This window comes from Bradyrhizobium manausense (genome assembly GCF_018130615.1).
Taxonomy (GTDB): Bacteria; Pseudomonadota; Alphaproteobacteria; order Rhizobiales; family Xanthobacteraceae; genus Bradyrhizobium; species Bradyrhizobium manausense_A.
The window spans coordinates 56,251-71,275 of record NZ_JAFCKB010000011.1 but is presented as its reverse complement, the minus strand read 5'-3'; the positions used below and the strand labels follow the sequence as shown (position 1 = coordinate 71,275).

General features: G+C 64.0%; 15 protein-coding genes and 1 tRNA gene. 10 read left to right on the top strand and 6 right to left on the bottom strand.

Features of this window, described 5'->3' with window-relative positions; genetic code table 11:
* Nucleotides 1-80: 80 nt before the first annotated feature.
* Entirely contained in the window at nucleotides 81-1,457 is a 1,377-nt protein-coding gene (locus JQ587_RS21260; RefSeq protein ID WP_212426544.1) for a tyrosine-type recombinase/integrase, read from the bottom strand.
* A 119-nt stretch (nucleotides 1,458-1,576) separates the two neighbouring features.
* Here JQ587_RS21260 and JQ587_RS21255 point away from each other — a divergent pair.
* The 8 genes from JQ587_RS21255 to JQ587_RS21220 all read left to right on the top strand — a co-directional run bounded on the left by JQ587_RS21255 (nucleotide 1,577) and on the right by JQ587_RS21220 (nucleotide 7,947).
* Nucleotides 1,577-1,647: transfer RNA gene (locus tag JQ587_RS21255), tRNA-Glu, on the top strand.
* Between the two features lie 55 nt (nucleotides 1,648-1,702).
* Entirely contained in the window at nucleotides 1,703-2,236 is a 534-nt protein-coding gene (locus JQ587_RS21250) for a 2'-5' RNA ligase family protein (RefSeq protein WP_212300124.1), read from the top strand.
* A 138-nt stretch (nucleotides 2,237-2,374) separates the two neighbouring features.
* Nucleotides 2,375-2,587 carry a hypothetical protein gene (locus JQ587_RS21245; protein ID WP_212300123.1) on the top strand — a complete coding sequence of 71 codons (213 nt, stop codon included), beginning with the start codon at nucleotides 2,375-2,377 and terminating at the stop codon, nucleotides 2,585-2,587.
* A gap of 155 nt (nucleotides 2,588-2,742) precedes the next feature.
* Entirely contained in the window at nucleotides 2,743-3,744 is a 1,002-nt protein-coding gene (locus JQ587_RS21240; RefSeq protein ID WP_212426543.1) for a 3-oxoacyl-ACP synthase III family protein, read from the top strand.
* A complete protein-coding gene (locus JQ587_RS21235; RefSeq protein WP_212426542.1) occupies nucleotides 3,745-4,728 on the top strand; it encodes an NAD-dependent epimerase/dehydratase family protein in 984 nt (327 codons plus the stop codon).
* Nucleotides 4,725-5,519, top strand: coding sequence for an MBL fold metallo-hydrolase (locus JQ587_RS21230; RefSeq protein ID WP_212300120.1), 795 nt, complete (start codon nucleotides 4,725-4,727; stop codon nucleotides 5,517-5,519). Before JQ587_RS21235 ends, JQ587_RS21230 begins: the two co-directional genes overlap by 4 nt.
* A complete protein-coding gene (locus JQ587_RS21225) occupies nucleotides 5,516-6,799 on the top strand; it encodes a F390 synthetase-related protein (RefSeq protein ID WP_212426541.1) in 1,284 nt (427 codons plus the stop codon). Before JQ587_RS21230 ends, JQ587_RS21225 begins: the two co-directional genes overlap by 4 nt.
* The gene (locus tag JQ587_RS21220; RefSeq protein ID WP_212426540.1) at nucleotides 6,796-7,947 is read left to right on the top strand and encodes an ATP-grasp domain-containing protein; all 1,152 of its coding nucleotides are present in this window, start codon (nucleotides 6,796-6,798) and stop codon (nucleotides 7,945-7,947) included. The genes JQ587_RS21225 and JQ587_RS21220 overlap by 4 nt, the downstream gene beginning before the upstream one ends.
* Nucleotides 7,948-7,950: 3 nt before the next feature.
* Here the strand turns inward: JQ587_RS21220 and JQ587_RS21215 are convergent, their stop codons facing one another.
* The 3 genes from JQ587_RS21215 to JQ587_RS21205 all read right to left on the bottom strand — a co-directional run bounded on the left by JQ587_RS21215 (nucleotide 7,951) and on the right by JQ587_RS21205 (nucleotide 11,135).
* Nucleotides 7,951-8,934 carry a Rieske 2Fe-2S domain-containing protein gene (locus tag JQ587_RS21215; RefSeq protein WP_212426539.1) on the bottom strand — a complete coding sequence of 328 codons (984 nt, stop codon included), beginning with the start codon at nucleotides 8,932-8,934 and terminating at the stop codon, nucleotides 7,951-7,953.
* Nucleotides 8,931-10,031, bottom strand: coding sequence for a GNAT family N-acetyltransferase (locus tag JQ587_RS37045; protein ID WP_212426538.1), 1,101 nt, complete (start codon nucleotides 10,029-10,031; stop codon nucleotides 8,931-8,933). Before JQ587_RS37045 ends, JQ587_RS21215 begins: the two co-directional genes overlap by 4 nt.
* A gap of 102 nt (nucleotides 10,032-10,133) precedes the next feature.
* A complete protein-coding gene (locus JQ587_RS21205) occupies nucleotides 10,134-11,135 on the bottom strand; it encodes a PcfJ domain-containing protein (protein ID WP_249154427.1) in 1,002 nt (333 codons plus the stop codon).
* A gap of 533 nt (nucleotides 11,136-11,668) precedes the next feature.
* Here JQ587_RS21205 and JQ587_RS21200 point away from each other — a divergent pair.
* Nucleotides 11,669-13,159, top strand: a complete 1,491-nt coding sequence (locus JQ587_RS21200; protein WP_212426536.1) for an amidohydrolase family protein — start codon at nucleotides 11,669-11,671, stop codon at nucleotides 13,157-13,159.
* Between the two features lie 3 nt (nucleotides 13,160-13,162).
* Nucleotides 13,163-14,092, top strand: coding sequence for a CobW family GTP-binding protein (locus JQ587_RS21195; RefSeq protein WP_212426535.1), 930 nt, complete (start codon nucleotides 13,163-13,165; stop codon nucleotides 14,090-14,092).
* Between the two features lie 73 nt (nucleotides 14,093-14,165).
* Here JQ587_RS21195 and JQ587_RS21190 read toward each other — a convergent pair whose 3' ends face one another.
* Both JQ587_RS21190 and JQ587_RS21185 read right to left on the bottom strand, forming a co-directional pair.
* On the bottom strand, nucleotides 14,166-14,561 hold the full coding sequence (locus JQ587_RS21190; protein WP_212426534.1) for a GFA family protein: 396 nt from the start codon (nucleotides 14,559-14,561) through the stop codon (nucleotides 14,166-14,168).
* 1 nt (nucleotide 14,562) lies between these two features.
* Nucleotides 14,563-14,934 carry a hypothetical protein gene (locus tag JQ587_RS21185; protein ID WP_212426533.1) on the bottom strand — a complete coding sequence of 124 codons (372 nt, stop codon included), beginning with the start codon at nucleotides 14,932-14,934 and terminating at the stop codon, nucleotides 14,563-14,565.
* Nucleotides 14,935-15,025: the final 91 nt, after the last annotated feature.

Here is a 15,025-nt window from a genome sequence, read left to right as displayed (position 1 = left end):
ATCGTGAATTGGCCCTCAACTTGGTTGTCGTCTCAGCCCGGAAAGGCCGTACGCGTTCGCTGGCAAGCGCGTCCTATTGGTCATCCGTACCCAACCGAATTTTCGCCGTGCCGCGGGACGAGGGGCACAACTGCCGCCCGAGCGAGATCTTCCAAGGCTGTTGAGATATATTTCGCGTAATGCCGCTCGATCATTTTCACGGAAGTGTTGTGTAGCTTAGCAACGTGTTGAATAGGGAGTCGGTTTCGTAAACCGCGAACGATGCTGGAATGTCTCAACGCATAAGGAATGGCTTCTGGTAGCGCTGCGCGATCGCGGATGGCGTGCCACGGACGTGTAAGTTCTGCCGTCTTCCAAGGACCGCGTTCTGACTTTCTCCAAACGATGCTGCCGGCCTCCTGCTCGTAGCTCCATCGCTCGAACAACGGCGCCTCTTTTGGGCGATCTAACATGGCTGGCAAGAGGACTTCGATGACATCTTCGCCCACCGGAACTGGAACGGAGCCACCGTTGCCACCACGACCCTTGTAGGAACCTGGTACCATCAAGCGCTGCTCTTCCCGTTGTGCATCACTGACGCGCATCCGTCTTGCCTGCGCAAATCGGGCGCCCGTGGCTGCAAGGCACACGACAATGCGATGTAGGTCGCCTTCAAATCCCTGCTCGTCGTCGATCTCGCGCGCGGCTCGAAGTAGGGTGCTTATTTGCGCATCCGTAAGGACTTGGTTGTCTCGGGCGACTGATGTGTCATCATCATCATCGATGCGCTCAGCTTTAAACCCGTCTTTCACAATCGAAGGGAATGTTGGGTTCAGCTTCTTTTGCTCTGCCGACAGGCGAGGCCACGCTGCATTCAGCCCAGCCTTCAGGTCATTTATGAGCCGCTGTTTTGTCGTGGCCTTCAACTCTACAGGAAGGTCCTCGCGCCACGTCAAAAGATCATCTTCCCGTAGCGCGTGCAGATGCACTGCGGCGAGCGGGGTGGCCTCAATGGCTTCCTGGCTACCACGTTCCTCTTGACCAAGAACGTAACGCCGCAAGCGGTGACCAGCATCGGATCGAACCTCGCGACCGGTCCTTCGGCTGTCACGGGCATTACGTTCCCTGATATATGTCTCTACAGCCGTCCGCACGGTGGGGGCCGGTCCGGCGGCTTGTGCCGCCGCTTCTGTTCTGGAACGGGTGACATGTTCCCGCGCTTGTGTCACCGCCTGCTCGAAAGTCAGCGTGCCTTCGGCAAGTTTGTCGTTGACGTCGTTGGCGATGCCGACCGGCGCCTGCTTGTAGTTGGCTCCATCATGGTGATTGCGCCAGCGCACGAACCAAATGCCGCTCCGCTTGCCCTTGCGATAGCCAAGATGCGCCTCGGCATCGAGGCGGCGCCAATGTACACCAAGCTCCAGTTTCGAGCGCGCCTTGGCAGTCGTGATCTGAGCCTCAGCGAGCGTCTTTGTCATGGCATACGAACCCGGAGTCGTCGAATATCCGTCGAATAAGCATCGGCGTACAAAGCCGATCAGCGAAGAACGACTTCTGTCTAAGTTATTGATAAGGCTATATTATGACGAACAACTACGAACCAGCGCGGAAAGTGCTTCCAGCCCTCTCAAGGCTGAAACAGGGGTTCGATTCCCCTAGGGAGCGCCATTTCTCGAAATCACCATCCCTCTTGATTTGATTGTTCCACCCGCGGGGTGCCCCTGTGGCATTGGCAATCAATATCCGCGCCGACAACGGTTCTGCAGACGAGATCGAGCGGCTGTGGGATCAGGTCGGTGCGTTCGAGGCCAAGCCATCGATGCGTGCGCTTGGCTACCGTCCCCATTTTACATTTGCGATCTACGACGGGCCTGCGATCGACGAAGAAACGGCGTGGGACGCCATGCTGGCCGCCGCAGCCGGCGAAACGCAGCTGCGCATCGAATTCACGCGAATTTGCTGGTTCGAAGGTTCTCCGCTCGTCCTCTGGGCTGAGCCGGCGGTCGACGAGGTCCTGGCACGCATCCATCGCGCCGTCAGTGCCGCAATCGATCCAGCGCATTGTCGTCCGCATTACCGGCCCGGCGCGTGGACGCCGCATTGTACGCTTGGCACGGCCATCGTCGACGAACGGCGCAATGATGCCATTGCGTTTGCACTGGCGTTCGATCGCAGCATCGAAGTGATGTTCGACGTGGTCGATTGCGTTGCTTTTCCGCCTGTGCGGATTATCGCCGAGCGGAGATTGTCATCGTAGTCAGTTGTCGCTTCACGACTGGAACGCCATTTCATCACCCGTCGTGACGGAGGTGATCGTCGTCACAGCCATCTTCGGAGCGTGCATGCATCCTGCCTGTGCTTGCGGGATGGCCCGCATCACCAACTGGAGATGAACATGAAACGTGCCAACGACAAAGGCTTTGAGAACCGTGAGCTGACCATCGACGAACTCGACGGCGTTGTCGCAGCCGGCGTCTGGGGTTGGATCAAGCACGAAGCGTCTGCGGCTGTGAAATGGATCGGCTCGGAATTCGCCAAGGCCGAGAACGCGGTGGCTTCGGTTTTCGGCACCAGCCACGTCAACATCACCATTCACAGGCAGAACTGAGCGAACTGTTTGTTCAACGTGCAACCTCCGGGCCTTCGGGTCCGGAGGTTTTGTGTGACGATCTGCGCACAATCGAGCGCTGCTCCCCTCGATCGCGTGGCAACCGCCGGGCGCATCCTGTAGTTTAGGACGGCTCCACGGGAATCAGAGGTGCCATGACGCCGATTGCGTTCAGCTTGCGCGGAACAGGGACGAGCCTGCCAGGGAAGAAAGTCAGCTCGGCCGCCCTCGACCGCGAGCTGGGAAAGCCGGATGGATGGCTCGAGGCGAATTGCGGCGTGAGGGAACGGTTCGTTTGCGAGGCCGAGACGCAGGACGAGCTTGCGGCCAGTGCTGCGCAGGACGCGCTGGCCGAGGCCGGCATCGCACCATCAGCGATCGACCTCCTGATCTTCGCGAGCGCCGTTCCCAAATATTCGATTCCGATTACGGCGCCGCTGATCGCGCGGCATCTCGGCATTCCCGCTGGGCACTGCTCGACGCTCGACGTGAACTCGACCTGCCTCAGCTTCCTGTCGGGCTTCGACATGGCGACATTGATGATCGCCGCCGGGCGCCATCGCTGTGCCCTGGTCGTCTCGTCCGAGATGGCCTCGCGAGCCCTGCCGTGGCAGACCGATCCGGCCACGGCCGGATTGTTCGGGGATGGCGCCGCGGCGGCGGTGCTGGTCCGGCCCGAACCTGATAGCGCGAGCCATGTCAGGGCTGTTCGTTTCGAGGTCCACCATGAGGGCTATGAGGCCTGCTCGCTGGCGTCAGGCGGGACGGGGATCGACTTCGCGCGCGAGCCCGAGCGCTTCGCGGCGGGCCGCTTCTTCCAGATGAATGGCCGCGACCTGTTCAAGCTGACCGCGAGCAAGTTTCCCGGCTTTGTCGATGAGTTGCTCAAAGGCGCAGGCTGGACGCGCGAGAGCGTCGATCTCGTCGTTCCGCACCAGGCCAGTCCCTTTGCGCTGACACACCTCGTCAAGCGCTGCGGTTTCCCGCGTGACAAGGTCATCGATATCGTTGCCACCCATGGCAACCAGGTCGCAGCGTCGATCCCGACCGCGCTGCACCTTGCGCGACACCAGCAGCGCATTAGCCGGGGATCGCGGGTCATCCTGCTCGGCACCTCTGCGGGCGTGTCGTTCGGCGGCATGGCGATCGAGATCTAGATGCCGCGGATATTGGTGACGGGAGCGGGTGGTTTCCTGGGGCGTCGCTTGGCGCGCCATCTGGCGGCGTGCGACCACGAGGTCGTGGCGCTCGGTCGGTCCGCTTTGCTCCGCGACGCCCTTCGCGACGGACGCATTACGGTAAAGACTTGCGATCTCGCCGATGCCGCTTCATTGTCCGCGCTCGAGATCGAAGGAGTCGATGCCATCGTCCATTGCGCCGGCCTGTCGTCGAATTGGGGGCCGCGACGCGATTTCGAACGCAACAACGTCACCGCAACGGCCAGTCTGCTGGCACAGGCACGACGTTGGGGGCGTCCGCATTTTATCTATGTGTCGTCGTCCAGTGTCTATTTCAGTTTCCGTGACAGGCTGAATGTCGGCGAGACCTCGGCGCTGCCCGCGCCGGTCAATCATTATGCCTGGAGCAAGGTCGCGGCCGAACAATTCGTCGGTTCTGCGGCTGATCTTCCCTGGACCATCGTGCGGCCGCGCGGCATCTACGGGGCGGGCGACAGGGCCCTGCTGCCGCGGTTGCTGCGGGCAGCCAGGCGAGGGCCGCTGCCCTCGTTCAACGGCGGGCGGGCGGTGATCGATCTCACCCATGTCGACGACGTCGTGGCCGCGATCGCGCGCGTACTGGACCATCGGGACCGGGCGACGGGTGCGGTCTACAACGTCTCGGGCGGAGAGGCGGTGTCGATCCGCGACATCATCACCCGCAGCGCCGCGCTCTCGGGCCTTGATGTGCGCTGGCGCGAGCTGCCCTGGCCGGTCGCGCTCACCGCCATCCGTGCCATCGAGGGATTTCACACACTGTTCCGGCCGCAGGTCGAGCCAGTGGTGACGGCCTATACTGCGGGCCTGCTTGCGTTCAGCCAGACGCTCGATCTCTCGGCCATCCGCAACGACATCGGCTGGACACCGGGGATCACCTTCGCCGAAGGTTTGCAGCGGACGTTCGCGGGAGATCAGGCGGCATGAAGCTGTTCAACAGCGCGCATATCGATGTCTTCGCCGGTCTCATCAAGCGCGGTGCCGGGCTGAAACGTGCGCGGCTCACGGTGCGCTACGGCCTGATCGACCTCGGCGCGCGTGGGCTCTGCCTTGTCGATACCGGCGTCGGACCGGAGGTGACGCAGGGGCAGCGCAGCGCGGCATTGCGTCTCTACAGCGCGGTGCTTCGCCCGCAACTGAACGCCGGCGAGGCCGTAGAGACGACGTTGCGCAATCTCGGCGTCGCTCCGGCCGATATCCGCCATGTCGTCGTCACCCATTTTCACGCCGATCACGTGTCGAGTCTTCGGTTGTTCGTGAACGCCGAGGTCATCGCCTGGGCAGCCGCGGCGCACGCGGTCATGGCGATGAGCCCAGCCGCGGCCCTGCACCAAGGGATTTTCAAGGAGCTGATCCCGCCGGATATCACCGAGCGGCTGCGGCCGGTCGAAGGGCTGACGCGACGGTCGACCGGCACCCTGCTCGGCGACGGCCATGATCTTTTCGGCGATGGCTCCTATCTCGCGGTGCCGCTGCCGGGACATGCGTTCGGCCATTTCGGCATCTTCTGGCGCGAGCCGGCAGGTCCGGTCATCTACGCTACTGATGTGGCATGGACGCGCGAGGCGCTGATGCAGGACAAGACGCCGTGGATCTCCAGAGCCGTCGTGTTCGACGATATCAGCGCCGGACGCGACAGTCAGCGCCTGCTCAGGGCGTTCGCCGAGCAGGGCGGCCGAATTCATCTCTGCCATGATGTTGAAGAGCCGATGTCGTGACGCCGCAATTGGCATTGGCATCGGCCTATCTGCGCACGCGCCTGCTGCGGCGCTGGCTGACCAGCCGCGCCCGGATCGCGCGATGGCAGCAGCCGCGTCTCGCGCGGCTGATGCGCGATGCGACACGGCAGGCTGCCTTCTATCGCACCTTTCGCGACGGGGTGTTGTCCGAGCTTCCCATCGTCGGTAAGCGCGAGGTCATGGCGCGCTTCGAGGATTTCAACCGGCTCGGTCTGACCGCCGCGCAGATCTGGACCATGATCGACCGGGGGGAGGCGCCCAGGGGTTATGATGTCGGCTGCAGCACCGGCACCAGCGGTAATCAGGGACTCTATCTCGTTTCGGACGAAGAGCGCTTCGTCTGGCTCGGCACCATCGTTGCAAAGGCGATTCCGCCGTCCTTGTGGCGACAGCATCGGGTCGCCATCGTGCTGCCGCGCTCGTCGCGGCTCTACGATTCCGCGAACGAAGCGAAGCTGCTGAAACTTTGCTTCGTCGATCTCAGGCTCAGCATGCCTTCGGCTGCCGAAACGCTCGCCGCTTTCCAGCCGACCGTGGTCGTCGGTCCGCCAAAGGCGCTGCGCTGGTTCGCAGAGAACGGCGTCGCGATCGCCCCGCGAGCGATGTTCTCGACTGCGGAGGTGCTCGATCCGCCGGACCGGGAGGTGATCGAGCGTCGCTTCGGCCTGGGCTTGCGGCAAATCTACATGGCGACGGAGGGCCTGTTCGGCGTGTCCTGCGAGCACGGTACGCTGCATCTCGCAGAAGACGTGGTCCATTTCGAATTCGAGCCCGTCGCCGGCAGCTCCGATCTCGTGGCGCCGATCGTGACCGATTTCACGCGACGCACCCAGGTCATGGCGCGGTACCGCATGAACGATATCCTTCGTCTCGCCCCGATGCGCTGTCCCTGCGGGTCGGCCATGCAAGCCGTCGCGGAGGTGATCGGTCGTCGCGACGATGTCTTTCTGCTGCCGAACCGCGATTCGGCGCGGTCCGATGTGCTGGTGACTCCCGACGTGCTCCGCAATGCCGTGCTGGCGGCCGACCGGAGCATCGATGATTTTCGCATCCGGCAGACCGGCGAAAACCGCATCGACATCGTCCTGCCGGTCCACGTCAATATCTCCGCTGGTGAGGCCGCACGTGACGCGGTGCTGCGCGTGTGTGAGGGGCTTGGAGCGCGCCCCGGCGTTGACGTGCAGCACGAAGCCCTGCAGCCGCGCAACGACGCAAAACTTCGGCGCGTCGAAAATTGCTGGAAGCCGGGCGTCCCATGAGGAAGGCCGTTCTCGTCACCGGAGCCCGAGCGCCTGCGGCGCTGCATCTGGCGCGAATTTTTCACAGCGCCGGCCATCGCGTCATTCTGGCCGACACCTTCCGCTATCCGATGTCGCGGGCGACGCGGATGAAGCATGGCTATGCGCAATTGCCGTCGCCGCGGGCGAGTTTTTCCGACTACTGCGCGGCAGTGGCGGCGCTGGTTGCGCGCGAAGCGCCGGATCTCATCGTGCCGACCTGCGAGGAGGTGTTCTTCCTGGCCGCGGTCCGCGACATCAGCCGCATCGACGTTCCCCTGTTTGCGCCGCGTTTCGATCTGCTCGCAAGAGTCCACAACAAGGCCGACTTCGCGGAGCTCGCCACCGGGCTCGGCGCCGATCCGCCGCCGACTACGCGGCTGCTCTCGCGGGAAGACCTCCCAAGGCTGTCGCAGTCGAGCGAAGCGCTGGTCCTGAAGCCCGCATGGTCGCGGTTCGGATCGCGCGTGCTGATCCGGCCATCGCGCGCCGTTGTCGACGCGCTTTTTCCGACTGCGGCGGATCCCTGGGTTGCACAGACCTACCTGCCGGGCGAAGAGATCAGCGCCTATGCGGTCGCCGTCGATGGTTGCCTCGCGGCATTTCAAAGTTACAGGCCGACCTATCGGGTCGGCCTGGGTGCCGGCGTCGCCTTCGCGCCGGCCGATGAACCGGTCGCGCGGCAGTTTGTGGAAGGGTTGGTCGGGCGATTGAACTGGACCGGTCAGATTTCGTTCGATTTCCGCCGTGACGCACACGACGCGCTGCATGTCATCGAATGCAATCCGCGCACGACGAGCGGTGTGCATTATTTTGGACCCGCGGACGGTCTTGAGAAATCAATTCTCGAAGGACGCGCCGCGCGGGCATCATCCACAGCGCCGATGACGCTGCCATTGGCCATGCTGGCCTATGGCTTGCCTGACGCCATACGCCATCGCGGGCTTGCGCAATGGCGGCGCGACTTTGCCGGCATGCAGGACATCTCCGCCTGGCCCGGGGATCGCGGACTGTTGTTGGCGCAGTTGCGGGCGCTCGGAGAGATCGCCGTTCGCGCGCTGCGGAACGGTACCGGGCTGGTTGAAGCCTCAGTGCGCGATATCGAATGGGACGGCGAGCCGCTGTCGTGAGGATCACAATTCCATGGTGATCTCGAACGGCGCGTCAGCAACCGCCGGACGTTCGCCGCGCAGAATCGCGTCGATGCTGGGCCTGAGCACGTCGAGGCGGCTGACCACAGGCAGCGCGTCCGGTGGCTTGTTGTCCCGCGCGGCCGTGAGAATGCGCTGATCTTGGCGCAGCGCGATCATGAACAGCGGCTTGAACAGAAGGGCTTTGAGATATCCGAGGCCACCTTGACGTGGCCCCGCCAGCACGCAGAAGCCGCGCACGTGGTCATCGTCCTCCTGGCGCAGATGAAATGTCGTCGACAAGTTGATTTGGTCGCGTCCCCAGAATTCGAGCTCGGCGATGCCCGGCGCGATGAAGCGGCCGACGCTGATTGAACGCTCGCCTTCCAGCAACCGGCTGATCAAACCTTCCTGCCGTGGCTCGCCTTCGTACCGGGCCTCGACCCAGCCATTGCCGCCTGTCACGGATACCCTGACCTTCCAGCGCCGGCTGCTCAGCCCGCGCAGCAGGCCGCTATGGGTGAAGTGGGTGTGGGTGGCGTCCAAAATGTTTTCGGCGACGTCGAGCAAGGTCGAGCGAACGCGATTCTCGACAACGCTGCTCACGGTGCCCGGTCCCGACAGCACACCGGGATAAGGTTTGCCGCGTTGGCTGCCCGGCGAAATGTAGATCAGGCCGTTCTGTTCGCGCACCGCATGTGCCGGCACTGCGATGTTCGGCGGCTGCTCCAGCAGGCCCGGCATGCTGCGGCAGCGGCCGTCGCCGCCGAACTGCCAGCCGTGATAGGGGCATTCGATGGTGCCGTCGATCACGCGGCCCAGCGACAACGGCGCGAAGCGGTGCGGGCAGCGGTCGGTTAGGCATTTCAGGGTCTCGCCGGATCGGAACAAGACGAAAGGCTGGCCGCCGAGCAGTACGCGATGCGGCTTCGCGCCGATCTTGCGGCTCAGCGCAACCGCGTACCAGGTCGATGCTCGACCCGTCATAGCTCAAAGCTCCGCAGCATGGCGATGCCGACCCGTTCCAGAATTGCCCGAACCAGACATGCGGCCAGCCGGGTCGTCGGCGCAAGATGGGCGTTGTAGACGGCGGAATATTCCAGCGCGGCGATGCCGCCCCTGTTGCGTTTAAATGATGCGGCGCCGGCGCTCATGTTGTAGAGCATTTTCCGCTCCCGCGCGCGCTTCGCCGCCAGCGCCATCAGCATGCGATAGAGACCTATCGCCTGCGGCACGGTGCTGTCATAGCCGACGATCGGCGCCGTCATGGTGCGGCCGCGGTCGAAGAACGCGATCACGCCGGCGAGTTGTCCGTCTGCGGCGCGTGTCCCCCAGAATTCGAGGATGCCGCCGGCATGTGCCGTTCTCATGAACGCAGCGGTGTATTGCGGGTTCAGCCAGGTGTACTTCTCGAGATAGAGATGCCGGTAGAGCAGCTGCGCGCGAACGAAATCGTCGTCGCGAAATTCCTCCGGCGTGACGAGAGTGAAGCCCGCCTCGTCCAGCAGCGTGCGGTCGCGTCTTTCGTCGCGACCAATCTTCGGCTCAGCGTCCCTGCAATCGAACATGTAGATCTGCCGCGCCGGATACATCTGGTAGCCGGCCTGGCAAAAAGTCCGCATCGTCTCGCGGTCGCTGAAATCGTTCAGAGAGCGCCAGACCACCACGTGTCCGGGATGCTCTTGCGTGATCGCCTGCGTCACCGCCTGAAGCGCATCAAGCGTGACATCGGGAACAGGATTTGTTGCGATCAGCCAGTTGTTCACCTGCACCTGTCGGTCGAGCCCGGCTGCCCGGATCAGCGGATAACCCAGCTTGAGCAGGCCATCCAGCATGGCCGATAACAGCCGATGCTCCGAGAAGTGACGCAGCTCGTCGCGCGCATAATCAATATACGCGACGGAGGGGCAGCACAGATAGCAGGTCGGCCGGGTGCCGCTGTTGATCGTGACGGGAAGCACATGGCGATCGATCTGGCGAAAGCCGACATGGGTGCTGAGATTGCCGATCGCGTTTTCGCTCGGTGCCGACCCGAACAGCTCGCACAATGAATTTGCCTTCGCGGTGTTGTCGATCTCTGTCACCGAGAAGCGTGCCCCTGTCCCGTCTCGCCGGAGAATCCGGCGCGCCCAATCGTTTCAGTTGTTCCGATGGTGGTCAACGCTTTGCCAACGGCTTTGGTAGGTTCACAGCGCCTCCAGCGCTGCGCGCGAAGGGGCCAACGGCAGCCAGTCGGGGATACGACGTTTGGCCAGCCAGTAGGGCCGCCATAGCGACACCCAGCTTTCGCGATTGAGCGGCGCAGTACCCCAGCTCCGCGGCTTGATCACGACCTGCGACAGATCGTGCCTGTGCAGCCATTGACGCGCTGCCCACCACAGCTCGCGCGAGGCCTCGATGTTGCCGGGCCCCTTGAGCTGAACGATGTTTGGCAGCGGGTCGCGATAACGGCGGGCGATCTGCAACGTCGCGACGCGTTCACCGTCCTTCCGCACACTCCAAACTCGCGTTTGATTATGCGCGAGGTTGGTGCCGTAGGTTCGGAGGCAATTCCGCATGGCCCTTGCCTCTTCGGTGATCGCGGTCAACGAATCCAGCGGCAGGAACTCGTAACCTGCTATCCGGCCCGCCCGCAGCCACATATCGGGGATCGGCTGTCGACCGAGATTTGCATGCAGGGTTACTGCGGCTTGCCAATCATGCGCGGCGGAACGTGCGGCATCGATCCGCATGTCCGGTGTCCATGGCCGTTCGATCAGGTCGTGCCCTGCTGTAGCGGGCTCGGCGGAGAACCAGGCCCAAAGAGCGATGCGCCGCAACCGTGCGGGGGGCACCTGCCGCGGATCGCGGACGTATTCGCGCGCGATCCACGCCGCCAACGGCTCATGCGCGATCTCGGCAGCATCGGCCACGAGCTGAAGCCAGGTCGGCGCGAGCTTGGGAGAGCGCGGAAGGTGGTTCGCGATCTGCCGGCGAAGAAGTTCGCCATCGGGCAATCGCGGGATCGGACGCACGAACGCTTCCGGGGGAAGCTTGCGCAGCCACAAGGGCAAGTCGGCAAGTGCGGCGATTTGCGAGAGGGCGGCGCCGTCGATCACGGATGCAATGGCGCGCGCGGGATCGCACCGTGGCCGCGGTACAGCCAGTGCGAAGAGAAGCGCAGGAAAGCTCGCGGCGAGGTCGGCCAAACGTGCGTGTCGCGCGCTCAACGCGCCCACCGCGTCCTGGACGCTCGGGTGATATCGCCGAAGCCGGCGTTCAAGCAGGTCGGAACGCCCGGCCGCCTGACAAGGAGCCGGTAAAACATGGGATGTCATGACACAGGTTCGAGATCGCGGCGCCGATGGGCCGCGGCAGATAAGAGTTGATATGGGGCTTTATCGTTCACCCGGGCCTTTGGTCCCGGGGGAGCGCGTCAAATATCGCGCGGCGAACCCGGGAAGCGTGCTGTCGTCGACATGATCGCCTCCAAAATGAAATTGCGCGCACCCAATAGCTTGGTATTGGCCGGGATGCAACCCGGGACTGCATCCCATTCGCGCGACCGCGGCGATCGAAGTGGTGCAATCTGCATACTGTGTCGGCTCCGGTGGCGGTGGTGGTTCATCAAAAAATCTGCCTTCATGCGCGCCGGGACGGTGCGCTGATGCGGCCGGTCTGCGCCTCCGAAGCTGCTGCCGGGCCTTTGGAGGTTTGGGAAATAGCTTGGCGGAGTGATGATATGAGCGGTTTGGTGATCTCTGGCGGCCGGGTCGTGGATCCCGCGAGCGGAATGGACGCCGTCGGCGACGTGGCGGTGATGGACGGCAAGATTGCCGCCGTCGGCTCCTCGCTCGGCAGCGCCGAGCGGGTGATCGATGCGACCGGGCTCGTGGTCGCGCCCGGCTTCATCGACCTGCACGCCCACGGCCAGTCGGTCCCCGCCGACCGCATGCAGGCCTTCGACGGCGTGACGACGACGCTCGATCTCGAGGCCGGCGTGCTGCCTGTCGCCCCCTGGTACGAGCGCCAGGCGAGGCGAGGCCGCGTGCTGAACTACGGCGCCGCCACCAACTGGGCCTTTGCGCGCATCGGCGCGATGACGGGCTCGAACGCGGAGAGCTCGCTGGAAGCGTTCGGCAACGCCATGCGCGATCGCCGCTGGATGGATAATGTGGCGAGCGATGCGGAGGTGGTGGGAATCCTCGAGCGTCTCACGCGCGGTTTGAACGAGGGCGGCATCGGCATCGGCATCTTGAACGCCTATGCGCCGGGTGCCGGCGTGCAGGAGCTGACCGCGGTGTGCCAGCTCGCGGCCAAGCAAAATGTCCCGACCTTCACCCACGTCGCCTACATGTCGCGCATCGATCCCGAGAGCGCGGCGGAAGCCTATATCCGCCTGATCGGCTATGCCGGCGCGACAGGCGCGCATATGCACATCTGTCATTTCAATTCGTCGAGCAAGACCGATATCGAACGCTGCCGCGTGCTGATCGAGAAGGCGCAGGCACAGGGCCTGCCGATCACGGTCGAAGCCTATCCGTACGGCACCGGCTCGACCGTGCTGGCCGCGGCCTTCTTCAGCGATCCCGAATTCGTCGAGCGCAACGGCACCGGTTACGATTCCGTGCAGCGCGTGACCGACGGCTATCGCTTCCATGACCGCGAGGAACTGCTGAAAGCTCAAGCCGACGAGCCGTCCTCGCTGGTGCTCTGGCACATCCTCGACACCGAGAACAATGCGCATCACCGCGATCTGCTCGATATGTCGGTGCTCTATCCCGGCGGCGCGATCGCCTCCGACGCGATGCCGTGGACGCTGTCGGACGGCAGCACCTACAAGGGCGATGCCTGGCCGCTGCCGGATGACGCCACCTCGCATCCGCGCTCGGCCGGCTGCTTCACGAAGTTCATCCGCGAATGGGTGCGCGAGCGCAAAACCGTGTCGTTGCTCGAAGGTGTGCGCAAATGCGCGCTGATCCCCGCACAGATCCTGTCGCAGAGCACGCCGGCGATGCGCGCCAAGGGCCGGCTGGCAAAGGACGCCGACGCCGACATCGTGGTGTTCGATTACGAGAAGCTGTCGGATCGCGCGACGTTCACGGCGATGAACCGTGCGTCGGAAGGCGTGCGACATCTCGTGGTCAGCGGCCAGGTGCTGATCAGCGACGGCGTGCTCGACGTCGCGGCGCGGCCCGGAAAGCCCGTGCGCCGTCCCGTCGTCGGGAGCTGATCGATGCCGGTTCCCGTTCTCCTGGTCACCGGTTTTTTGGGGGCGGGCAAGACCACGGTCGTCAACCATCTGCTGGCGAACGCGGAAGGACGGCGCATTGCCGCCATCGTCAACGATTTCGGCGCGATCAATATCGATGCCGAATTGATCGCCGGCGCGAGCGACGGCGTGGTCAGTCTCGCCAATGGCTGCATCTGCTGCTCGCTCGAAGGCGATTTGTTGCGGACACTCTCGGTCTTGCTGCGGCGCGATTCGAAGCCGGACTACATCGTCATCGAGACCAGCGGCGTCGCCGATCCCGGCGACGTCGTCCGCAATTTGATGGATCCGGTGATCCTGCGCGAGGCGCCGCTGGAAACGGTGCTCTGCGTGATGGACTCGGCAACGCCGCGGGCCGCTCTGGATGATGCGCTGATGCGGTCGCAGCTGCGCGTCGCCGACATCGTGGCGCTGAGCAAGCTGGATCTGGCTGACGAAGGCGCAGGCGTGCGGATGCGCGAGGCCATCCGCGCGCAACGCGTGCCCGCCGTGGTGGTCGACGCGAAGCACGGCGAGCTTCCAGCCGCGCTGCTGTTTCCCGCGACCACCGACCGCGCGCCCGCGCTGCGCGAGCCGGGACCGAAACGTCCGGCAGAAGAGCGCTTCGAGACGCTGAGCTGGACCTCGGACCGGCCGCTCTCGCTGCCGCGATTGCAGCAAGCAATCGGCCGGCTTGCGCCGAAGCTGGCACGTGCAAAAGGCCTGTTCGAAACGGTCGAGCAGCCCGGACGTCTGATGGTGTTTCAGTTCGCCGGCGGCCGCGCGACACTGGCGCCGGGCGAGCCGCCGAGTGAAGGCGTGCCGCGGGCGCGGATCGTCTTCATCGCCGAGCTCGGGGTGCTGTCGAAAGCCGAGCTCGACGCGCTTATGGACGGGTGTGTTGCTTCAGCTTGAATTGAGGCGATAGGAGCCAATCGCTTCCGTCGACGCCGCCTTACACCACAGCGTGCATGCTGAACGTTCAGCCTCAATCCTCCACCGGCAATCCATCCCCGTGCACATACCATTCTGCGCGTGACGCCCACTGGACATGCCGGTCGGGTGTCGTGCCGAGCGGCTCGTCGAACGCGCCGGCATGGATGATCGCCTCGCGCCCGCTGCGTGTGAGGTGTGGCATCGGGCTGCCGCAGGTTTTGCAGAATGCGGTGGCAAAGCTGCGTGCATTGGGCAGATCGAAGCGAGCGACAGATGCTTCGCCGCGCAGCCAGCGCAGTGCGCCGGCCTTGACGACCACCTCGCAGGAATGCGCGGTCCCGGTCGCCTTGCGGCAACGCGAGCAATGGCAGTTGAGAAAACGATCGAACGGACCTTCGACCTCGAAAGCGACCTTGCCGCACAGGCAGCTTCCCCGGAACGTAGTCATGTCACTCCCCGTCCGGCTCGGCCGGCTGCTCGGCTGTCTCTTCCGCATGAACCGGAGAGGCGCCGCGCGCGCTGCGCAACCGGATCATCGTGTCGATCACGTCGACGTCGACTTTCAACATGTCGAGATCGCGCGTCATCTCCCGTACTTCCTGGCCCTTCCGCGCCAGTTCTTCGGAAACGTCGACCGACATCTTGCGCTCGGTCACATTGCCTTGCGTGTTGACGAACAGCTTGGCACGCATCCATTCGAGCCGCGCCCGCTGAGTGTCGCGCTCGAACTTCTTCTCCGCATAGCGACGGCGCGCCTCAGCATAAGCGCCGACCAGCGCGGTCTCCGGCAGGCTCCACAACTGCTCGACCGGCATGGTCATGTGGTTCAGGTCCTGAGTTCGGCTCGGCGGAGGCTCGCTCCGCGGCCTATCAGACCCTTCCGGCCGGCAATTCTCAAGAGGGTATTGGCAG